This window comes from Streptomyces sp. SM10 (assembly GCF_002910915.1).
Lineage (GTDB): Bacteria > Actinomycetota > Actinomycetes > Streptomycetales > Streptomycetaceae > Streptomyces.
Map to the genome: position 1 here is coordinate 19,305 of NZ_NEUF01000111.1, position 21,617 is coordinate 40,921.

The 21,617-nt window shown below is 71.1% G+C and carries 18 protein-coding genes, 3 tRNA genes and 1 pseudogene; 6 read left to right on the top strand and 16 right to left on the bottom strand.

The window, feature by feature from the left end:
• Window positions 1-25 precede the first annotated feature (25 nt).
• The 6 genes from B9S57_RS35545 to purS form a co-directional block, all read right to left on the bottom strand.
• Complete coding sequence (locus B9S57_RS35545) at window positions 26-1,288, bottom strand: hypothetical protein (RefSeq protein WP_258036422.1); 1,263 nt, start codon at window positions 1,286-1,288, stop codon at window positions 26-28.
• A gap of 41 nt (window positions 1,289-1,329) precedes the next feature.
• A complete protein-coding gene (locus tag B9S57_RS17590) occupies window positions 1,330-2,157 on the bottom strand; it encodes a M23 family metallopeptidase (RefSeq protein ID WP_103516520.1) in 828 nt (275 codons plus the stop codon).
• Window positions 2,158-2,187: 30 nt separating this feature from the next.
• Complete coding sequence (locus tag B9S57_RS17595; RefSeq protein ID WP_103516521.1) at window positions 2,188-2,715, bottom strand: helix-turn-helix transcriptional regulator; 528 nt, start codon at window positions 2,713-2,715, stop codon at window positions 2,188-2,190.
• A gap of 104 nt (window positions 2,716-2,819) precedes the next feature.
• Entirely contained in the window at window positions 2,820-5,069 is a 2,250-nt protein-coding gene (gene purL / locus B9S57_RS17600; protein ID WP_103516522.1) for a phosphoribosylformylglycinamidine synthase subunit PurL, read from the bottom strand.
• Complete coding sequence (gene purQ / locus B9S57_RS17605) at window positions 5,066-5,746, bottom strand: phosphoribosylformylglycinamidine synthase subunit PurQ (RefSeq protein ID WP_103516523.1); 681 nt, start codon at window positions 5,744-5,746, stop codon at window positions 5,066-5,068. Before purQ ends, purL begins: the two co-directional genes overlap by 4 nt.
• Complete coding sequence (gene purS, locus B9S57_RS17610; RefSeq protein ID WP_033296931.1) at window positions 5,743-5,994, bottom strand: phosphoribosylformylglycinamidine synthase subunit PurS; 252 nt, start codon at window positions 5,992-5,994, stop codon at window positions 5,743-5,745. The genes purQ and purS overlap by 4 nt, the downstream gene beginning before the upstream one ends.
• A gap of 387 nt (window positions 5,995-6,381) precedes the next feature.
• Here purS and B9S57_RS17615 point away from each other — a divergent pair, with 387 nt between their 5' ends.
• From B9S57_RS17615 to B9S57_RS17640, 6 genes are all read left to right on the top strand, one after another.
• Entirely contained in the window at window positions 6,382-6,717 is a 336-nt protein-coding gene (locus tag B9S57_RS17615) for an Lsr2 family protein (protein WP_103516524.1), read from the top strand.
• Window positions 6,718-6,869: 152 nt separating this feature from the next.
• Window positions 6,870-6,941: transfer RNA gene (locus B9S57_RS17620), tRNA-Gly, on the top strand.
• 79 nt (window positions 6,942-7,020) lie between these two features.
• Window positions 7,021-7,093 (top strand) — tRNA-Gly (locus B9S57_RS17625).
• A gap of 281 nt (window positions 7,094-7,374) precedes the next feature.
• Complete coding sequence (locus B9S57_RS17630; protein ID WP_258036423.1) at window positions 7,375-8,667, top strand: sensor histidine kinase; 1,293 nt, start codon at window positions 7,375-7,377, stop codon at window positions 8,665-8,667.
• Entirely contained in the window at window positions 8,664-9,287 is a 624-nt protein-coding gene (locus B9S57_RS17635) for a DNA-binding response regulator (protein ID WP_103516526.1), read from the top strand. Before B9S57_RS17630 ends, B9S57_RS17635 begins: the two co-directional genes overlap by 4 nt.
• 22 nt (window positions 9,288-9,309) lie before the next feature.
• Window positions 9,310-9,385, top strand: a tRNA-Gly gene (locus B9S57_RS17640).
• Window positions 9,386-9,426: 41 nt separating this feature from the next.
• Here the strand turns inward: B9S57_RS17640 and B9S57_RS17645 are convergent.
• The 10 genes and pseudogenes from B9S57_RS17645 to B9S57_RS17690 all read right to left on the bottom strand — a co-directional run.
• Window positions 9,427-10,353, bottom strand: a complete 927-nt coding sequence (locus B9S57_RS17645; protein ID WP_103516527.1) for a phosphoribosylaminoimidazolesuccinocarboxamide synthase — start codon at window positions 10,351-10,353, stop codon at window positions 9,427-9,429.
• Between the two features lie 117 nt (window positions 10,354-10,470).
• On the bottom strand, window positions 10,471-11,679 hold the full coding sequence (locus B9S57_RS17650) for an ABC transporter permease (RefSeq protein WP_374935952.1): 1,209 nt from the start codon (window positions 11,677-11,679) through the stop codon (window positions 10,471-10,473).
• 62 nt (window positions 11,680-11,741) lie between these two features.
• Window positions 11,742-12,464 (bottom strand): ABC transporter ATP-binding protein, encoded by a 723-nt coding sequence (locus B9S57_RS17655; RefSeq protein WP_103516528.1) that lies wholly within the window; start codon window positions 12,462-12,464, stop codon window positions 11,742-11,744.
• The gene (locus B9S57_RS17660; protein WP_258036424.1) at window positions 12,461-13,867 is read right to left on the bottom strand and encodes a peptidoglycan-binding protein; all 1,407 of its coding nucleotides are present in this window, start codon (window positions 13,865-13,867) and stop codon (window positions 12,461-12,463) included. Before B9S57_RS17660 ends, B9S57_RS17655 begins: the two co-directional genes overlap by 4 nt.
• A 16-nt stretch (window positions 13,868-13,883) precedes the next feature.
• The gene (locus tag B9S57_RS17665) at window positions 13,884-14,741 is read right to left on the bottom strand and encodes a hypothetical protein (RefSeq protein ID WP_103516529.1); all 858 of its coding nucleotides are present in this window, start codon (window positions 14,739-14,741) and stop codon (window positions 13,884-13,886) included.
• 110 nt (window positions 14,742-14,851) lie between these two features.
• Window positions 14,852-15,181: a hypothetical protein gene (locus tag B9S57_RS17670; protein WP_103516530.1), complete on the bottom strand. Its 330-nt coding sequence runs from the start codon at window positions 15,179-15,181 to the stop codon at window positions 14,852-14,854.
• Between the two features lie 277 nt (window positions 15,182-15,458).
• The gene (locus B9S57_RS17675; protein WP_103516531.1) at window positions 15,459-16,922 is read right to left on the bottom strand and encodes a N,N-dimethylformamidase beta subunit family domain-containing protein; all 1,464 of its coding nucleotides are present in this window, start codon (window positions 16,920-16,922) and stop codon (window positions 15,459-15,461) included.
• A gap of 234 nt (window positions 16,923-17,156) precedes the next feature.
• On the bottom strand, window positions 17,157-18,884 hold the full coding sequence (locus B9S57_RS17680; protein ID WP_103516532.1) for a hypothetical protein: 1,728 nt from the start codon (window positions 18,882-18,884) through the stop codon (window positions 17,157-17,159).
• A gap of 610 nt (window positions 18,885-19,494) precedes the next feature.
• Window positions 19,495-20,748 (bottom strand): phosphoribosylamine--glycine ligase, encoded by a 1,254-nt coding sequence (gene purD / locus B9S57_RS17685; protein WP_103516533.1) that lies wholly within the window; start codon window positions 20,746-20,748, stop codon window positions 19,495-19,497.
• A gap of 224 nt (window positions 20,749-20,972) precedes the next feature.
• A pseudogene (locus tag B9S57_RS17690) lies at window positions 20,973-21,617 on the bottom strand (DNA polymerase III subunit gamma and tau); the annotation flags it as partial.

Below are 21,617 nucleotides of genomic sequence, written 5' to 3' on the forward strand. Positions count from 1 at the left end.
AACCGGCGGGTCCGACAGCGCCCGATCACCTCCGGGCGAAGTCCGCCGCTTCGGGGAGGACGACGCCGGTGCAGCCACGACGCTCGGTCGCGTCCTCGACGTACGCGCGGAACAGGGGTTCGAGCCGGTCGCGGAGGATGCGGTCGTACGGATAGGACACCTGCATCAGGTGCAGGGCGGGTCGGCCGTCGCACACGGAGGAGGCCCACCAGGTGAACTCGTCCGTCCCCGCGGTGCCGGGACGGATCGAGGTCCTGTTCTGCAAGCCGGTCCGTATGCCTCGGGTGCCGTCGCCGACGACCGTCTCGGTCTTCACCCACAGGGGAGAGTTCGAGAGCACGATGCCGAGGTCCCGGGGACGCTCGGTGGTCTTCTCGTAGGCGGGCCAGATCCTCCGGGTCTCGTCCTCGCCGAGTGCGAGCAGGCAGGCGTCGTGGGCGCTCGCCTTCCCTGCCGGCGAGGCGAGTGCGCGGTCGGGAAGCGAACCGCGCCCCTCGGCGGCTATGAGGCGGCCGTACCAGGCACACGTGCCGCCCGCCCCGTCCGCCGGGGCGAGCGCGAAGACCGGCTCGGGGAACTCGGCCGGAAGCGCGGGGAGTTCGGACGGGCATCCCTGCTCCTCGGCGGCCCTCTCCACTGCCTGCCGCGCCAGACCGGCCAGCGTACGGCGGTCCTCGGGCGTCGCAAGGTCCGCGTACTTGGCGATGGCCGAGGCCTCGACGGAGGAGAGCCCGCCGCCGTCCGCGCACAGCGCCCTGGCCGTCACCATGTGGCTCTCGTACTCACCGAGACCGCCATCGCCCAGAGGGTGCGGCACCGCGTGGTCGGCTGCGGCCGTGATGTCGTCCACACCGCCGCGGCGCAGGTCGAAGGGGTCGTCGTCGAGAGCGGCCTGGCGTTCGTCGTCGTTCGGGTCGGCCGGATACATGGTGAGGGTCAGGGCGAAGTGCCCGTACGTCGTTCCCGGCTCGCCCACCCGGTACACGACGCAGTTGCTGACCCGCCGGGCGGTGTCGATCCGGTAGCGGTCCGCGAGCTCCACGCGGCCGACGTCACCGTTCAGCCCGAGCACCGCGTCCGGATCGACGAGGCCGCCGCACCCCGCCTCGATGCGCTCCCGGCTCTCGGACCGGGCGCGGAGATCGGACAGCTGTGTGACGACGGCCCAGACGCTCAGGCCGATTCCCGCCACGGCGACCAGGCAGAACAGCGCGTTCAAGACCTTCGGCGGGCGCCGGGACGGCTCCTCGGCAGGCCCGGACGCCCCGGCAGATTTCGTCTCGTCCATGACAGGCCCCCGTACGACGACAACGCGTGACGCCCGGCAAGCTACCAGGCGTCACGGACGGTCTCTCCGACCGTGAACGCCTCACCTCCGGCCGGTACGCCGATGCCCCGCCAGGTGAAGGGGATTCCGCGCGCCACGTCGAGGTCGGGGTGGTCCATCAACTGGAAGTGCACGTGCGGCTCGGTGGAGTTGCCCGAATTCCCGCAGTGGGCGAGCACCTGTCCGGCCCGGACGGTGTCCCCCGCCCCGACCTGGAGGGACCCGCGCCGGAGATGGGCGTACGCGGCGTACGTCCCGCCGCCGAGGTCGAGGACGACGTGGTTGCCGACGATCCAGCGGGCGCCCGCCATGTCGCGCAGGGACGCCTCCACCAGCATCAGATACGCCAGCGCCGGACCGGAGTTCCGGCTGAGGTGGTCGCGCCGGCCGTCGCTCGCGTGCACGACGGTGGCGTCCGCCACCGCGACGAGCGGGGCGCCGAAGGCCGGGAAGTCGCGGTTGGGCCGGGCGACCGGCCACAGCCACCGGAAGGGCGGACGGCCGCCCTCCTCGGGTTCGGCCACGATGTCGATCGCGTAGGTCTGCCCGTAGCCGTGGGTGCCGTGACTGGGGACCTTGTCGGCCGGGCTGTTGAGCGCGACCCAGCGCCCGGACACCGGGGCACCCACCTCGACGGCCGGCCGGTCCTGCGCGAGGCCCCGACGGCCGCGGCGGCCAAGCAGGAGGCCGATGAGGACCGCGGCCGCGGCGGGCACGAGGACCAGCCAGAACGGGATGGCCTCCCCGGTGAGGACGTCGGCCACCACCAGGGCGACGAACGCGAGCCAGCAGCAGCGGTAGAGGATCATCGTGGCCTTACGTGCGGACATGGTGTCCCCCTCGGTCTCGGCGTGCGGCTCTCACGGCCGGGCGGCCGTGAGCACCACCAGCAGCGGCACCACGCGGACACCGGGCACCTCGTAGCGACCGCGCCCCGTCGTGTGCAGCCAGCCCGCGCCGGTCAGCAGGCGCAGATGGTGGTAGATCTGTCCGGTCGTGCCCGTGTCGTCCGACTCGGCCAGCTCGGCGGCCGTGCGCCGGCCGCCGAGGATCTCGCGGAGCAGCCGCAGCCGGACCGGGTGCCCCAGCGCGGCCAGGGGCTCGGCGGCTTCCGCCCAGTCGGGACGGTCCTCGTCCGCGCTCCCCAGGAGTCCCGCGGTGAGCGCGCCGTACTGCCACTCGTAGCGCTCGCCGGCCGGCAGCTTCACCGCGCCCGTGAAGAGCACCCCGCCGTCGGCCGCGGCCTCCCCGACCTGTTCGAGCTGGTCCTTCAGCCCGTCCAGCGCCCAGAAGTCCCCGACCCCCAGCTCGGGCTTCCCGCCCCCGGCAGCCGACTCCAGCACCGCGAGGCGGCGCTCCAGTTCGGCGACACGGTCCTCGAGCTCCATTACTTCCACCTTACGTAATTACGTAATTTTAATCAACAGGTATCTCGGAAACGACGAAGCCCCCGTCCGGTCGACCCGGACGGGGGCTTCGGTACAGGCAGAACCTAGGCGAACAGACCCTCCAGGGTCCCCTCGTGCGCCGCGCGCAGCTCGCTCAGCGGGATGCTGAACTCGCCCTGGATCTCGATCTCCTCGCCGTCCACGACACCGATGCGGGCCACGGGCAGACCCCGTGCACCGCACATGTCGTTGAAGCGGAGCTCCTCGCTGCGCGGGATCGACACGACCGCGCGGCCGGCCGACTCCGAGAACAGGAAGGTGAACGCGTCCAGGCCGTCCGGGACGACCAGCCGGGCGCCCTTCCCGCCGCGCAGGCAGGACTCGGTGACCGCCTGGACCAGGCCGCCGTCCGAGAGGTCGTGCGCCGCGTCGATCATGCCGTCGCGGGAGGCCGAGATGAGGATCTCGGCGAGCAGCTTCTCACGGCCCAGGTCGACCTTGGGCGGCATGCCGCCGAGGTGCTGGTGGACGACCTCGGACCAGGCCGAGCCGCCGAACTCCCCGGCCGTGTCGCCCAGGAGGTAGAGGAGCTGGCCCTCTTCGGCGAACGCGACCGGCGTGCGCCGGGTGACGTCGTCGATCACACCGAGGACGGCCACGACCGGCGTCGGGTGGATCGCCGTCTCACCGGTCTGGTTGTACAGCGAGACGTTGCCGCCGGTGACCGGAGTCCCCAGCTCCAGGCAGCCGTCCGCGAGACCACGGGTGGCCTCGGCGAACTGCCACATGACGTCCGGATCCTCGGGCGAACCGAAGTTCAGGCAGTCCGAGATGGCGAGCGGCTTGGCGCCGGACGCCGCGACGTTGCGGTAGGACTCGGCCAGCGCGAGCTGCGCGCCCGTGTACGGGTCCAGCTTCGCGTAGCGGCCGTTGCCGTCGGTCGCCATGGCCACGCCCAGATTCGACTCCTCGTCGATCCGGACCATCCCGGCGTCCTCGGGCATCGCCAGCACGGTGTTGCCCTGCACGAAGCGGTCGTACTGGTCGGTGATCCAGGACTTGGACGCCTGGTTCGGGGAGCCGACCAGCTTGAGGACCTGCTCCCGCAGCTCCGCGCCGTCGGCAGGACGGGCCAGCTTGCCGGCGTCGTCCGCCTGCAGCGCGTCCTGCCACGACGGACGGGCGAACGGCCGGTGGTACGTCGGGCCCTCGTGGGCCACGGACCGCGGCGGTACGTCGACGATCTGCTCGCCGTGCCAGAAGATCTCCAGCTGCGTGCCCTCGGTCACCTCACCGATGACGGTGGCGATGACGTCCCACTTCTCGCAGATCTCCATGAAGCGGTCGACGTGCTGCGGCTCGACGATCGCGCACATGCGCTCCTGCGACTCGCTCATGAGGATCTCCTCGGGCGAGAGCGAGGAGTCGCGCAGCGGCACGGTGTCCAGCTCGACGCGCATACCGCCGGAGCCCGCGGAGGCCAGCTCGCTCGTGGCGCAGGAGAGCCCGGCGCCGCCGAGGTCCTGGATGCCCGCGACGAGCTTCTCCTTGAAGATCTCCAGGGTGCACTCGATGAGGAGCTTCTCCTGGAACGGGTCGCCGACCTGCACGGCGGGGCGCTTGGTGGGCTTGGTGTCGTCGAAGGTCTCCGAGGCCAGCACGGAGACTCCGCCGATGCCGTCGCCGCCGGTGCGGGCGCCGTAGAGGATCACCTTGTTGCCGGGACCGGAGGCCTGCGCCAGGTGGATGTCCTCGTGCTTCATCACGCCGATGCAGCCGGCGTTGACGAGCGGGTTGCCCTGGTAGCAGGCGTCGAAGACGACCTCGCCGCCGATGTTCGGCAGGCCGAGGCAGTTTCCGTATCCGCCGATGCCCGCGACGATGCCGGGCAGCACCCGGCGGGTGTCGGGGTGGTCGGCCGCACCGAAGCGCAGCGGGTCGACGACCGCGACCGGGCGGGCGCCCATGGCGAGGATGTCGCGGACGATGCCGCCGACGCCGGTGGCCGCGCCCTGGTAGGGCTCGATGTACGAGGGGTGGTTGTGCGACTCCACCTTGAAGGTGACCGCGTACCCCTGGCCGACGTCGACGACGCCGGCGTTCTCGCCGATGCCGACGAGCATCGCGTCGTTGACGGGGACCTTCTCGCCGAACTGCTTGAGGTGGACCTTGCTGCTCTTGTAGGAGCAGTGCTCGGACCACATCACGGAGTACATGGCGAGCTCGGCGCCGGTGGGACGGCGGCCCAGGATCTCGCGGATCCGGGCGTACTCGTCCTCCTTGAGGCCGAGCTCCTTCCAGGGCTGCCCGGCGTCCGGGGTTTCGGCCGCGTGCTTGACCGTGTCCAGGCTCATGCGTTGACCAGCTTCTTGATGATCGAGGTGAAGAAACCCAGGCCGTCGGTGCGACCGGTGCCGATCAGCGGCTCGACGGCGTGCTCCGGGTGCGGCATCAGACCGACGATGTTGCCCGCGGCGTTGGTGATGCCGGCGATGTCGCGCAGCGAGCCGTTCGGGTTGACGTCGGCGTAGCGGAAGGCGACGCGGCCCTCGGCCTCCAGCTCGTCGAGCGTGTGCTCGTCGGCGGTGTAGCGGCCGTCCACGTTCTTCAGCGGTACGGAGATCTCCTGGCCCGCCGTGTAGTCCGAGGTCCAGGCGGTCTCCGCGTTCTCCACCCGCAGCTTCTGGTCGCGGCAGACGAAGTGGAGGTGGTTGTTGCGCAGCATCGCGCCGGGCAGCAGGTGTGCCTCGGTCAGGATCTGGAAGCCGTTGCAGATACCGAGGACCGGCATGCCGGCCTTCGCCTGCTCGATGACGGTCTCCATGACCGGCGAGAAACGCGAGATGGCGCCGGCGCGCAGATAGTCGCCGTAACTGAATCCGCCCGCCAGGATGACCGCGTCGACCTGGTGGAGGTCCTTGTCACGGTGCCAGAGGGATACGGGTTCGGCACCCGCGATCCGCACGGCCCGCAGGCTGTCCTGGTCGTCGAGCGTGCCGGGAAAAGTGACGACGCCGATACGGGTGGTCACTTCTCCTCCTCCACCTTGACGGTGAAGTCCTCGATGACGGTGTTGGCGAGGAAGGTCTCGGCCATCTCGTTAATGCGGGCGAGGGCGGCATCGTCGACCGGCCCCTCGACCTCGAGCTCGAAACGCTTTCCCTGGCGAACGTCCGCGATTCCGTCGAAGCCGAGACGGGGCAGTGCGCGCTGCACAGCCTGTCCCTGCGGGTCGAGGATCTCCGGCTTGAGCATGACGTCGACTACGACGCGTGCCACTGGCACTCCCGATGTGGTGTGGTGCGGCTGTGTCTCCGAGGGGTTCCCCAGATCCCCGCGGGTCCACTCAGCGTACCTGGCCTGAAATTCTACGCGGGTAGATATCGGACGGGCGCGATCACGGCGAGATATCGGAAGGTGACGGCCCGGGAAAAGTCCTGGGAAAAAAATCTTCCCGCCGATTGCGGACGGGTGCACCTGGGCAACACGCTGATGCAATTGGCCGGGCTTCACAATGCGGCTCCCGCCGCTGTACAAATGAATACCGGAGAAAGCACGATTGCTCCGGAACAGTCGACACCTGTCGATCCGCATCCGCCCAGCCGCCGGAAGGCCGGCATCGACGCATGTCAGACGCGACGATGCCGCAGGAAAGGACCGATATCCGTGGCTCAGCGCGTCGTGGTCACACTCTCCGACGACATCGACGGGGGAGAAGCTGCGGAAACGGTCACCTTCTCCCTGGACGGGAAGTCGTACGAGATCGACCTCAATCCCGCCAATGCAGAGAAACTGCGTAAGGCGCTGGCCCCGTACGTCACGGCCGGCCGAAAGCAGACAAATACCGGCAAGGGCGGCAAGGCTCCGGTGGCGTACCACCACACGTCGCTCGCGCCGGACCCCGCGGCCGTGCGCGCCTGGGCCCGCTCGCACCGGATGGAGGTGCCGGCCCGCGGCCGGATCCCCAAGAAGGTCTACGAGGCGTTCGACGCCGCCAGTTGAGACCAGCGCCCGGAATGTTCTGTTCCGTCAGGGCCTCCGCGGACGCCCCGGACGACACCTCGGGGAGCCGACTTGCACAACACCCCTGCAGGTCGGCTAGAGTCTGGAGCACGCCGAAGGGCAAGGCCGAAAAGCCGGGCCCGACGCAGCGTGCGGGTGTAGTTCAGTAGTAGAACATCCCCCTTCCAGGGGGAAGGCGCAGTGTGCAATTCCTGTCACCCGCTCTGCATCGCCTTACCGGTCCACCCAGTGGATCAGGTAGAGTGATGGGCGCTCCACCGGTGAAAGCCGAGTGGCAGCAATGCGGACGTAGCTCAGTTGGTAGAGCGCAACCTTGCCAAGGTTGAGGTCGCCAGTTCGAACCTGGTCGTCCGCTCTTGATTCAAAGGCCCCGGTCATATCGACCGGGGCCTTTGGCGTGCCCGGCGCATGACGTTTGTCATGGGCACTGATGACACCACGCACTGCCCGCGGCCGGTAACGGGCGGAAGCCTTGGGCCATGACCGACAACGGCTTTCCCCCGGCTCGGAACGGGAGCGGCCGGTCCGGGGACGAGACGGGGCCCGGCGGTGACGTCCCCGGTGACGGTCCGACGGCACTGGCCCGGACAGCGCCCGCCGTGTTTGCTGGGCAGCGGTGGTTCCGAGGGGATCCGCGTGACTGAGCCCCGACGGGGCCGAGGGGGAGAGGCCGTGTGGGTGGGGGCGCAGGTGCGGAGATGGCGGGGCCGCAGCAGCTTCGGAAAGATCGATCTCTACACGCGCGGCTCCCTCCACTCCCTCGCGTGGGTGTCGGTCGTGCCCCCGGCCCTGCTGTCGGTGACGCGACCCGTGCGGGAGTCGGGCGCACCCGCCGCACTGATCGCCGGGACGGTGCTGGCCGCTCTGGGACAGGCGCTCTGCTCGAAGCCCCTCGTGACCCGCGCCCTCGACACCTACCTCGGCCGGCCGTCCGTCGACCGCCGGCTGGTCGCCCTGGGGGCCGTGCTGTTCCTCGCCACCGCGTCGGGTGTGGTGGCCCTGGGGGCGTACGCCGGGGCCGAGGAGTTCGCCGAACTTCCCCTGGCCCTCGGTGCGGCGGTCGTGCCGTTCATGATCTCCGTGACCCTCGTGGTCCCCGTGTGGGTGGGCGGCCTGCTGCAGGCGGTCACCGCTGCGGTCCTGTGTGGCGGTGTGGCGCTGGCGGGCGGGGACGGAGCCACCGTGCTGGGCGTGTTCCTCGGGGTCGCCTTCGGGAGCGCCCTGATGACGGGCACCACACGGCTCTCCGCCTGGTCCCTGGGCGTGATGGCGAAACTCCACGGAGCCCAGGAGGTGGAGACCCGGCTGGCGGTCGCCGAGGAACGGCTGCGGTTCGGGCGGGACATGCATGACGTCCTGGGCCGGAACCTCGCGGTGATCGCGCTGAAGAGCGAACTGGCGGTCGAGCTGGCGCAGCGGGGCAAGCCCGCGGCCATGGACCAGATGGTCGAGGTGCAGCGCATCGCGCGCGTCTCCCAGCAGGAGGTCCGCGACATCGTACGGGGATACCGGGAGGCCGACCTCGGCACGGAACTGCTGGGCGCCCAAGGGGTCTTGCGGGCCGCCGGCATCGAGTGCGACGTGCGCGGCGACGGCGGCCAGCTGCCCGCCGCGGTGCAGGCGGCGCTCGGCTGGGCCGTGCGGGAGGCCGCCACCAACGTCCTGCGGCACGGCGACCCCCGGCGGTGTGACATCCGGCTGGAGACCGCTCGGGACGGTGTCCGGCTGGTGGTGGAGAACGACGGCGTGCCCCCGGAGCAGGCCGCCGCCTCCGGCGGCTCGGGGCTCCACGGGCTCCGGGAACGGCTGGCCGCGGTCGGGGGTTCGCTGGTGGCCGGGCCGACGGGTGACGGACGGTTCCGTCTGGCCGCGGCCGTCCCGCTGCCCTCGCCACGGAACTCCGCACCCTCCCGGCTGGAGAAGAGATGACACCCACGACGGCGCCCGTCCGCGTCCTGCTCGCCGACGACGAGCACCTGATCAGGGGTGCGCTGGCCGCACTCCTCGCCCTGGAGGACGACATCGTCCTGGTCGCCGAGGCGGCGACCGGCCCGGAGGCGCTCGCCATGGCCCTGGCGCACCGGCCCGATGTGGCGGCCTTGGACCTGGAGATGCCGGGCGCGGACGGTGTGAAGGTCGCCACATCGCTACGGGCCTCTCTGCCCGGCTGCCGGACCATGATCGTGACGAGTCACGGCCGGCCTGGGCATCTGAAACGGGCGCTGGAGGCGGGCGTCCGGGCGTTCGTCCCGAAGACGGTCAGCGCCCGGCGGCTGGCCGAGATCATCCGTACCGTGCACGCGGGAAACCGCTATGTGGACCCGGAGTTGGCGGCCGACGCGATCTCCGCGGGGGACTCCCCGCTGACCGCCCGCGAGGCGGAGCTCCTGGGGCTGGCGGCGGACGGGGCGCCGGTCGCGGAGATCGCCGAGCGGGCGTCGCTGTCGCAGGGCACGGTGCGCAACTACCTGTCGGCGGCCGCCTCCAAGCTGGGTGCGGAGAACCGTCATGCGGCGGTGCGTCTCGCACGCGAGAGAGGTTGGGTATAGTAGGCACCGCGCTACGGCGCACGCGGACGTAGCTCAGTTGGTAGAGCGCAACCTTGCCAAGGTTGAGGTCGCCAGTTCGAACCTGGTCGTCCGCTCCAAGCAAGAAGGCCCCGGTCCTCAGGACCGGGGCCTTCTTCCGTCACATGCCCTGGGCCGGCCAGCTCGTGCCGGTCAGAAGCTCGTACGCGTCCAGGTACTTGGCCCGGGTGGCGTCGACGATCTCCTGCGGCAGCGCCGGGGGCGGCTGCTCGCTGCCGCGGTCCCAGCCCGAGGCCGGCGAGGTCAGCCAGTCGCGCACGAACTGCTTGTCGTACGACGGCTGCGCCTTGCCCGGCTCCCAGCTCTCGGCGGGCCAGAAGCGGGAGGAGTCGGGCGTCAGCACCTCGTCCGCGAGGAGCAGCTCCTCGCCGCCGTCCGCGGTGGGCGCGAAGCCGAACTCGAACTTCGTGTCGGCGAGGATGATCCCGCGTTCACGGGCGATGTCCCGGGCCCGGCCGTAGACGTCCAGCGTCGTCCGGCGCAGCACGGCCGCCGTCTCGGGGCCGACCTCACGGGCGACCTCCTCGTACGAGACGTTCTCGTCGTGATCGCCGACCGCGGCCTTCGTGGCCGGGGTGAAGATCGGCCCCGGGAGCTCGGATCCGTCGACGAGCCCCTCGGGCAGACCGAGACCGCAGACGGTCCGGGTGGCGTGGTACTCCGTCAGACCGGAGCCCGTCAGATAGCCGCGCGCCACGCACTCGACCGGAACCATCCGCAGCGAGCGGCAGATCAGGGTACGGCCCGCCCAGTCGGCGGGGGCCCCGGCGGGGAGCTCCGTCGACAGCACGTGGTTGGGGACGAGATCGGCGAGTTGGTCGAACCACCACAGCGACAGCTGGGTGAGCACGCGGCCCTTGTCCGGGATCTCGGTGGGCAGGACCCAGTCGTACGCGGACATACGGTCGCTGGCGACCATCACGAGGTCACCCGCCTCGTTCCGGTACAGGTCGCGCACCTTGCCGGTGTGCAGGTGGGTGAGCCCCGGCACCTGCACGGGCTCGGGCTTTTCTACGAAACCGGACACGCTGCCTCCGCGTAGGTTGATCCAGGAGTCGTTCCGATTGTCCCGCATGCGAAGGAGCCGCGACGACAGGGGTCGGCCCGTGACCAGAGATGGGGCCGCAGACAGGCGGGCCCACACTCAGCGGCGCAGAGCCTCCGCGGGTGCGATACGGCTGGCCCGCCAGGCCGGGTACGCGCCCGCCAGCAAGCCCGTCACCAGTCCGATCAAGGGTGCCGCCACCAGCGTGACGGGGTGGACGACCGGAGTCCACTGCCGTGCCACCGCGACGGCCACGACGGTCAACGCACCTGCCGCCGTCCCGACCAGGCCGCCGAGAAAGCCGAGAACGGCGGATTCAGCGAGGAACTGGCCGGTGATGTGCCGTCCCCTCGCCCCCAGGGCCCGGCGAAGACCGATCTCTCCGGTTCGTTCGAGGACGGCCACGAGCGTCGTGTTCGCTATGCCTACCGCTCCGATGATCAGACAGACGACGGCGAGCAGCAGGAAGAGCTGATTCAGGTCGGCGCCGACCGTGGTGCGCAGCGCCTTGGGGTCCGGCGGCGGAACAGACTTGAAGCGGTCCGGATGCGCCGGGTCGAGAGTGAGCGGCGCCTCATCGGCGATCTGCGCGGCGGCACCGAGTTCCGTGGAGACGAGCATCCTGGCAGGCGCTTCCGCCCCGGGCTCCCCCCACTCCTCCTTCGCGGTGCTGCCGGGGACGACGACGGACAGCAGCAGATCCTCCTTGCGCTGCACCTCGGCGATGATGCCGATCACCGTGAAGGGCCTGTCCCCGATGAATACCACCGGGCGGCTCTCCAGCGTGGTGATTCCCAGCCTTCTGGCCATGCCGGAGCCGACGACCGCCACGGGTACGGCGCCGCGTTCGTGGTACTCGTCGTAGAGCCGCCCTGCGCGGAGGGTCGGTTTCACCGCGGCGAGGACCCCCGGGGTGGCAGCCACGACCTGTGTCTCCTGCTCGGTGACGGCCGCGCCCACCGGGGACGAACGGACGTTTTCGGCGTCGGAGAGGCCCACCGGCCAGTACACACCGGCATGCGTGACGCCGTTCAGCGCCTCGATCCGGTCCGCGGCGTCGTCCGGGAAGGACATGCCGGTGAAGGATCCGTCGGCGGCCCCGACGTCCTCGACCGTCACCTCCGTCGCGGTGAGTGCGTTGAAGCGGCTGTCGACCTGGGAGGAGGTGGTCGCGGTCAGACCGAGAACGGCGACGAAGGCGCCGATTCCCAGCACCGTGCCCAGCGTGGTCAGGGCGGACCTGGCGGGGCGCTGGAGCATGCCGGCCACGGCTTCCGCCAGCAGGTCCCGGAAGGCCAGCCGCGACACGTCCGTCCCACCCGTCCGATCCCGCCGCCCCCTTTCCCGGCGCCCGGTACGCCGGTGGGCCGTCACGGTGATGCCCGGCGGTCCTGGACCGGAAGGTTCTCCGCGAGACGGCCGTCCCTGATGGACAGGGTGCGGCCGCCTCTGGCCGCGACCGAGGGGTCATGGGTGATGATGAGGATGGTCATGCCGTCCCTGTGCAGGTCGTCGAGGAGTTCCAGCACCGAGTTCGCTGTCGCGGTATCGAGGTTGCCGGTGGGTTCGTCGCACAGGAGCAACGACGGACGGGCAACCAGGGCGCGAGCGATCGCCACGCGCTGACGCTCACCGCCGGAGAGCGTGGTCGGAGTCGCGTCGATACGGTGGCCCAGGCCGACCCGCCGCAGTGCGTCGCGGGCCCGGCCGGACCGCTGCCGGCGTGGCACGTTGTTGTAGATCATGGCGAGGACGACGTTCTCCAAGGCACTGCGATGCGGCAACAGGTGGAACGACTGGAAGACGAAGCCGATTCTGGAGCCCCGCAATCCGGCCCTCTCGGCATCGGAGAGGGCCGTGGTGTCGGCGCCGTCGAGAAGGTAGCGTCCACACGTGGGCGCGTCGACCAGACCGGCGATGTTGAGGAACGTCGATTTCCCGGACCCGGACGGGCCCGTTATGGTCACGTACTCGCCGCGACAGACGTTCAGCTCGGTGGGTTGCAGCGCGGTCACCGGAGGTGGGCCCGGGTAGGTGAGCCCAACTCCACGGAAATCGATGACCGGTTCCCCGTGCCCGGGTCCGTTCTTCACTCAGCGGCGTCCTGCCCGGACGGGCCGTCGGAGTCCGTGCCGACAATCAGACGGTCCCCCTCGGCGAGCCCGTCCTTCCCGACAGGCGTCACCTGCACACTGCCGTCGCCTTCCAGACCCGGCCGCACACGCACGCGGCGGCGTTCCCCGTCGTCAGCGAGGACCGTGACCACGGTGCTGCCGTCGGCAGCCGCGGATACAGCCGAGAAGGGCACGACGAGAACCTTGTCCTCGGAACTCTTGATCTCGATGGTCAGACGGACCTCCTGTCCGACAAGTGAGGCGTCGATGCGCTCGTCCGTCTTCACCGCGAGGACCGAGAACCCGTCGGCGGTGTCCCCTCCCGTGCCTTCCCCTGTGCTCTCTTCGCCTTTCTCCGCGGCGGACAGGTCCTGCTCCCCAACCGGATCCCGCGTGCCGTCGCCGACGGAAACGGTGGTGCCGGAGAACTCGTCGCCGGTCGCCTCCGCAAGGATGTCTACCTTCTGCCCGGGTCTGACCATCTTGCGCTGACTGGGGGTGAGCGTCCCGCGCACACCGAGGGCTCCCGACGACAGCGTCATGACACTTCCCGGAGCCCGGTCGCCGACACCGGCGGCCACGGTCTCGACGCGGGCCGGAAAGTGGTCCAGAAACACGACCTCGGCAGCCGGAAGCATGGCCCCGGCCTGAAGTCGCGCGTCTGCCAGATGCTCCTCGGCAAGAGCGAGATCCTCCTCGGCCCGTGCCACCGCCGTCCCCTCCCCCTTTCCCGACCGGATGTCCTGCAGGGCCCTCGTGGCATCGGTCACGGCCGCTTCCGCGGCCTGCACCTGGGATTCCCCGTCGTCCGTGACGGGACGGGCGTCGTATCCGATCGACTGGTAGAACGCGCTCAGCGCCGACTGCGTCCCTGCTCCGAACTCGTCGCGACCGTCCGTTCCCGAACTGAATCCCAGCTGGGTCAGCGCCTTCTGCAACTGCGCCACGTCCGCACCATCGGCTCCGGGCTTCAGATCCCGGTAGGCGGGAAGAGCCCCGGGCAGGGCAAAGACCGGACGCCCGGAGATCTCGATCAGAACCTGCCCAGAGGTGACCTTGTCGCCACCCCGCAGGGGCGCCTTGGTGATCAGGGGGCTGCTTCCCTCAGCCGCGCTTCCGGCTGCTGCGGACACCATGACGCTTCTTTCGGCCGCCACCTGTCCGCGTACGACCAACGAGGCCCGCAGCTCTCGGTGCTCAACCACGGCGGTGAGTACGTCGGGCTCCGGTGCACCCGCGTCGGCCGCGGCCTGGGCCGGCGACTTGATCACGGTGGAGAGGGCGAATCCGACACCCACCATGGCGAGCGCGCCGATGACCACCGCGACAAGCAGTCGCTTGCTGCGAACCAGTGCCGACCCGGCCGCCCCCTCCGGTATCACGGCCGACTCACCGCGGTCAGCGTGTTTCGATCGCCTTGTTCGCATTCTCGATCCACCTGGCGGTCTTGTCCTTGGCGTCCTGAAGAACTTCGGCGCTCTCCTCGATCACACGTTTCTCGTGGACCGTCTCCACCGCGATGCCGACACCGAGGTAGTTGACCTTCTTCTTGCATCCCATGTCCGCGACAGCGACGGCGATCTCCCTCGCTCCGGCCCGGGACGCGTCGGCCCAGCTCTTGTCGTTCCACGCGCCACTCGGGGTGTCGTAGTCGTATCCCTGCTTCTTCATGCAGTCCGACCACGCCTCGCCGACCTCGGTGAAGCGGCTGTCCTCACGAGTTGCGGCCATGGCCTTTCCACGCGCGGCGGAAACGACGAGTTCGGCGTACCCTTCGCTGAAGCCGTCCTTCCCCGCGCCTGCCGCGGATCCGTCCGGGAGTTTGACCTCCTGGGACGTCCGCGCGCCGGCGGTAATGGTGCGCAGCGCCTCGCCCTCGCATCCACCGTGCGGAACTTTTCTGCCGTTGTAGGTCGTGGCCTTGCCGGTAAGCAACCCGCCCTGCGTCTCGGTGGTCTTCTCGCCGTATCGCGCGTCCACGTCGGACCCGCTGTCCTTCGCGTCCGGAGCGGGCTTGTACCCGTACTGCTCCGCCTGCGCGAGCGGCCTGACGAGGAACTCTCCGTGCTCCAGGTACGCCTTGCCGGTGAAGCGCCCCAGCGGCTGGGGATTCTGCGCGTATCCCAGATCCCGCATGCACGCGTTGACGAGAAGCACGCGCGCCTTCTTGAGCGTGTAGTTCTCCTCGGGCGTCGGAAGGTACGCGTCGAGAGGTGTGACTACCTGCGCCGAATCGAGGTGCCCGGGGGTGGGCACGGATCCGAGTTCCGGTTCCGCGCCCGATCCTCCCGCTGAAGAGCAGGCGCACAGCGTCAGAGCCAGCAGCAGGGATGGCCCGACGGTGTGCGAACGTGCCGTCACTTCTGTCAGCACCCAGTCTTCCGGAACGAGGAGAACTCGTTGTTGTTGTCATAGAACGTGAGGTATTGGAAGTTCCTGCTGGCGAAGTAGCTCGTTCCCCCGTACCCGGTGTCCCAGTAGAAGGTGAAGCCGGAACAGGACGTGAGCGCGGTCGCGTCGTTGGAGGCGGCGCCTATGGAATCCCCGAGGTACGCGGATTTGATCTTGTAGTACATGCCATGGAAGTTCGTGTGGGGATCGTTCAGGTCGTAGTAGCCCTCGTGGTAACTGGTGGGCTGTTGATAGTTGTAGACGCAAACGTTGCCCGCATTCGTGCAGTCGCCGTCGCCGTTCACCTACGCGGTCGCCGTCGTGGCAGCCATCAGCGCCGCCGCGATCACGGAAACCGTGGCGACTCCCTTCCATGCAGATCTCTTGGATTCCATCGGTTCACTTCTCCCCCACGGTCCCGCGGGCCGTGAAATCAGACAATCGGGACACACCAGGGATCCCCCCTAGGCAACGCCGAGCCGCACCAACTCTCGTGCAGGCAAGGGCAGTTGAAAGTTACACGCACACCTGTTCCCGTAGCAAGATCTCATGAAGGGTGCGTGAAGGTTTGGAACCTGGGCGTCAGTCGCGCTTGCAGATCCGGTCGAGCAGATTGGCCGTGGCCCGCTGGATGCGGGGGTCGACATGGCCGGGGCGGTCCAGCGCCGGGGACCAGGCGAAGGTGCCCGAGGCGAAGACGAGCGCTCCCGACGGGGCGCGGTAGAGCGAGGTCTCCTGATGCCGCGTGACCCCCTCGCCGTCGGCGTACGGGGAGTGCGCGAGCAGCATGCGGCTCTCGTGCTCGGGCAGCGCCGTGCGCGGGAAGTAGCGGTCGGCCTCACCGGCGACCAGCCCGTCGATCTCGTCGCCCTCGGTCGCGCCGGTGGCCTCCCAGAGCCAGTGCGAGGCGTTCCGCACGACCAGGGGGTGGGGGTCGGGGACCCGGCCCGCGTACTGGATGCCGAGGAGCTGCTGCTCGGGGCGGTCGATCTCGCGCCACAGCGCGGACTTGCCCGGGCCGCGGCGCTTGCGACAGGTGAGCAGGCGGTCGGGGACGCCGGAGGGCGACGGGCCGAGGCCGACCTGCCAGTACATGGTGTTGGCCGAGAGGAAGACGAGCGAGGTGCCGGTGTCCCGGGCCAGCTCGGCGGTGCGGCGCATCGGCACCGACCAGTACTCGTCGTGGCCGGGGAAGACGAGACCCCGGTAGCGGCTGGGGTCGATGCGGCCGGCGTGCAGGTCACGGGCGTCCGCGTACGCGAGGTCGTAGCCGTAGCGCTCGGCCCAACGGATGAAGTCGTAGGCGTGGCCGACGTGGAGGGGCAGGCCCGAGCCCGCGTAGGGGCGGTCGAAGGAGAGGGTGACCGCGGCGTCCTCCTCGCCCAGCAGCCGGCCCTCCTCGTCCCAGGCGTGGTAGAGGCTCGCGCCGGTGCGGCCGTCCTCCGGGTAGAGGTTGTAGGCCTGCCAGGTGACGTCGGGGAGCAGGAGCAGCAGGTCCGCGGGGTGGTCGTCGCGGACCGTGAAGGGGACGTGAGAGCGGTGGCCGTCGGCGGTGGTGAGCACGGCGACGTAGGCGCCGACCGACCAGTAGCTGGGGATCTGCAGCCGCCAGGAGAGCCACCAGTGATGGCAGGAGACCGTCCGCTCGGCGGCCAGCGGCGCCGGCTGGACGATCCCGGAGAGACGCGGGCTGGTGGTGATCTTGGCGGCGCCGTCGCCCCCGTAGTGCCCGATGCGGTAGACGTCCACGGAGAACTGCTGGGGCGGGTCCACGGTGATGTGGAAGTCGATCGCCTCGCCGGGTGCCGCGGCGCCGGGGGAGACGAACCCCTTGATCTGCTGGTGCACGTCGTCGGCGGTGCGCGTGCCGCCACCGCTCCCCCCTCGGCCGAGATCGGGGTCGGCGTACCAGGGGACGACATGGCCGGTGTCGTCGAAGTAGTTCTCGCTGCCCCGCAGCCAGGGCAGCGGGCCCTGCCCGAAGGGGTCGCTCACGGCGTGCGCGAGGGCACCCGATTCCCATCGCCGGATCTGCTCCGCCCCCATCCCGCGCCCCTCCCTCGTCCCCCGACACCTCTGGCTCGCGCCGGATGCCGGCGCCACCCCCAGCACATCACATTACGCACGCACTCCGTCACCGTTCGTCGTGAATCGACGGGAACGGAGCCTGATCTTCCATGCATTGAGGGGATATCCAGGACATTTCCCCATCTAGGTGGACGGACGACCGTTCAACTCGGACGACCGTTCAACTCGGACGGCCGTCGCCCCGGACGGCCGTCAGCTCAGGCGCACCGGCTTGTCGGTCCGCACCCCGACCGAGGTGAGCCAGGACAGCAGCGGCTCCGCGTCCCCGTCCTCGACGAGGCTGAGCACCGGGGAGCCGAGGTCGGACCGGCGGCCGCCGTCCACCAGCAGCGCGGGGCCGTCGAGCCAGTCGAGCCCGGGCGCGGCCCCCGCGGTGTCCACGGCGGCGCAGCACACCATCGCCACGACGTGGTCGGTGAGCAGCTCCGTGCCCGTACGCGGCGGCTGGAGCGGGAAGAGCGGGAGCGGGACAGGCCCCCAGAGATCAAGGGGGTCGGTGCCCGCCCCGGCCTGCCCGCTGTCCGCAGCGGCGCTCCCGGTCCGGGACCGCGGTTCCGCCGTCTCCTCGTCGCGGGCGAGGGCGGCGCCGATCCCCTCCGCGAGCGCCTCGCTGTCGGCGCCCGGGGTGGCGAGGTGGTCGATCACCCGCGCCAGCGTGGGGACCGCGGAACCGCCGGCGGCCGCCGCGCCCTGCGCCCCCACGGACACGCTCGCCGCGACCCCCATGGCGTCGAGCACCCGGTGCAGACGGGCGGCCTCCGTACGCCACTTCCGGTCCACGACCTCTTCCGGATACTGCTGCCAGTCGACGGGGGCCCAGCCGGGTCCGGTCTCGGCCGGTCCGCCGTGGAAGAGCCGGGCGGCGAGCAGGGAGGCCGCCTCGTCGGCCGCGCCGGGCTCCTCGATCAGATCGCAGGCGGGGCGCTCCCCCAGCCGCGAGGTGAAGCCGTCGGCGAGCCGGTCGCGCCGGGAGAGCTCGGTGAGCGCGGAGACGACGCCGGCGTCCAGCCTTGAGGGCCAGCGCCCCATCCGCCAGGCCGGCAGCGCGACCCGGGTCAGCAGCCGGTCCCAGCCGGCGTAGGCCAGTCCGACCTGCTCCTGGGCGGCGATCCGCAGCCCGTAGTCCACCTCCTGGGCGCGCCCCGACGCGGCGGCGGCGACGCAGCGCTCCATCTCCGCCGCGTGTACGCGGCAGCCGCGCAGCAGCATCCTGGCGATCCAGCCCACGCAGGCCGCGGGGATCCTCCGGACGAACACCTGGCCGGGCGCGGCGGCGTCGGCGACCGCGGCGTCCAGGCCACGGACGAAGCGGCGGGCGGCGGCTATGTCGGGGTGGGCGGACGGTCCGGTGCCCGCGACGACCGGGGCGAGGACCGCCCGCAGCTCGGCGACCCTCATCCACCACAGGAACGGCGACCCGATGACGAGCACGGGCGCCGCCGGGACCCTGCGGCCCCGCCGGGTCCCGCCGGGTCCCTTGAGAGCCTTCGCACCCGGCTGGGCGGCCGGGTGCGTACGGTCCTCCAGCCAGCTGTCGCAGTCCGGTGTCAGCTCTATGGCCGACGGCGCCGGGACGTCGAGCCGGTCGGCGAGGTCACGGACCAGCCGGTAGAGGTCGGGGGCAGCGGCCTCGGCGAGGGGCACGGTCGGGCTGACCGCGGGCCTCGCCCGGGCCACCGTGACGGCCACCGCCGCCGCCAGCAGCAGGACGACGACCGCGCAGGCCGCCACCGCCCAGCTGACCGTGGACCACACACCTGGGCCGATGTGCCCCTGGGCGCCCGCGACGAGCAGCACGACGGCCACGCCCGCCGGCAGGATCGCCAGGGCCGTGGCTCTGCTGCGGACGCGCAGCAGAGCCACGGCCCTGGCCCGCGCTGCGTGCGCACCCAGCTCCTCAACCGAACCGGTACCGGACACGGCTGGACGTCACCCCCTCTGCCCCCGCGACGGTAGTGGTCACTCCCCCACTGTGGCACCCGTCACCGACATCGCAATGCCGGTGGGCCAAGTGCCGGAACGCTTGCGCCGCACCCTAGTTGGGGCCCCGGCGGACGTCATCCGGATGGCCGAGCCGTCACCCGATGGAATGGCTTTGGGCAAAGCTGCTGACGTGCCGGCCCTCGGGCGTTCGGTGATACGCCGCGCGTTCGTGTGCGGAGTCGCGGGGCCCGCCGCCCCCTCGTGTCCCTGGTCGCGGGGCCCGACGCCCCGGCACCGGACCTCCGCGCCTGACCCGCCCGCGCCTCGTACGGGGCCTGCCCGCGCCTCGTACGGGGCCTGCCCGCGCCTCGTACTGGCCTGGCTGCGCCTCGTACGGGGCCTGCCCGCGCCTCGTACTGGCCTGGCTGCGCCTCGTACGGGGCCTGTCTGCGCCCGAGGGCCGGTGGCGGCCGGACATGGCTGCGCCCGGTGCCCGACGGCCTCCGGACACGCCTGTGCCTGCGCCCGGCGCACGGTGGCCTCGGGACACGCCTGTGCCCGGCGCCTCCGGGGAGGGCCGGGCACAGGGGCGAGCGACGAGCAGGGGTCAGGCCTCTTCGGCGGCCTTGCGGGCGATGTCCGTACGGTGCTGGGACCCGTCGAGGCGGATCCGGCCGACCGCGGTGTAGGCACGCTCCCGTGCCTGCCCGAGATCCTTGCCGGTCGCCGTCACGGAGAGCACGCGCCCTCCGGCGCTGACGACCCCGTCGCCGTCCTGCCGGGTGCCGGCGTGCAGGACGAACGCGTGCGGTGCATCCTGCGCCTCCACATCCGCGAGGCCCTCGATCAGGTCTCCCGTGCGGGGCGTCTCCGGATAGTTGTGGGAGGCGATGACCACGGTGACGGCGGCGTCGTCGCGCCAGGTCAGCGCGGGGACGACGTCCAGGGTGCCGTTGGCCGCGCCGAGCAGGACACCGGCGAGCGGCGTCTTCAGCCGGGCGAGGACCACCTGTGTCTCCGGGTCGCCGAAGCGGGCGTTGAACTCGATGACCCGTACACCGCGCGAGGTGATCGCGAGGCCTGCGTAGAGCAGGCCTGAGAACGGGGTACCGCGCCGGCGGAGCTCGTCGACGGTCGGCTGCAGAACGGTCTGCATGACCTCGTCCACCAGCTTCGGGTCGGCCCACGGGAGCGGCGAGTAGGCGCCCATGCCACCGGTGTTCGGGCCCTCGTCGCCGTCCAGGGCCCGCTTGAAGTCCTGGGCGGGCTGCAGGGGAAGCACCGTGGTGCCGTCGGTGATCGCGAAGAGACTCACCTCGGGGCCGTCGAGGAACTCCTCGATGACCACACGGTCACAGGCGAGGGCGTGGGCACGCGCGGCCTCGACGTCGTCCGTGACGACGACGCCCTTCCCGGCGGCGAGGCCGTCGTCCTTCACGACGTACGGGGCACCGAACGCGTCCAGGGCCTCGTCGATCTCGGCGGGTGTCGTGCAGACGTAGCTGCGGGCGGTCGGGACGTTCGCCCCGGCCATGACGTCCTTGGCGAACGCCTTGGAGCCCTCCAGCTGAGCGGCCTCGCGCGAGGGGCCGAAGCACGGGATGCCCGCCGCGCGCACGGCGTCGGCGACACCGGCGACAAGCGGTGCCTCCGGGCCGACGACCACCAACTCGGCGCCCAGCTCGGTGGAGAGGCGCGCGACGGCGTCGCCGTCGAGCGCGTCGACCGGGTGCAGTTCGGCCACCTCTGCGATTCCGGCGTTGCCGGGAGCGCAGTACAGAGCGGTGACATCGGGGTCGAGGGAGAGAGAGCGGCACAGGGCGTGTTCGCGGGCGCCGCCGCCGATGACGAGGACCTTCACGGGGTGCAGCCTAGCCGCCGGCGGCAGGACGCCTCGACGGGCGCCGCTCCGTGGACGCCGGGCCGACGGTCCCCCGACGGCACGGTGGGCCGTCGGGGGCAGGTGGTGCCGTCCGCGAGCGAGGCAGGGGCCGTCCTCGGGTCAGACGGGGTCGTCCTCGGGTCAGACGGGGCCGTCGTCCGTGCGCTCCGGGGCACGGACGGACCGACCTGGGCGCACGGCGCCTACTCGTTGGTGAACTCCTCGACGACCGTGGCGCCCAGCTCGCGGACGATCAGGTCGTGGCCGGAGAGCGCGGAGTCGACCAGGTCCGGATCGTCCGCCTCCGCTGTGTCGTCCTCGGGGGCGACGGACCGCGGCGGCTCCGGGGCCGAGCGGTCGTACGAGGACTGATCGGGCCGTCCTGACTGCTCCGGCGGGGGCTGCTGGGAGGGCGGCGGCTGGGCCGGGGCCGCGGGCCGCGGCTCGTACGACGGCGGGGCGGACGGCGCGGGCGGGGGCTGGTACGGGGCGGCGGGCGGCCTGCCTCCACCTCCGCCGCCACCGCCCGTCTGCGGGGGCTGACCGCCGCCTCCCGACGGATCGACGACCGATTCGACCCGCCACTTGGCGTTGAACTGCTCGGCGAGGGCCTGCTTGAGCACCTCCTCGCTCCCGCTGCTCGAGAACGTGTCGCGGGCACCGGCGTTGAGGAAGCCGATCTGCAGGGTGCTGCCGTCGAAGCCGGTGACCTGGGCGTTCTGGCTGAGCAGGATCCAGGTGAACCGGCGCCGGTTCTTCACGGCCTCGAGGATGTCGGGCCACATGGTGCGCACCTGGGCGGCGCCCTGCGCCATACCCGGCCCGCCGGGCGCGGGTGCCTGCGCGGC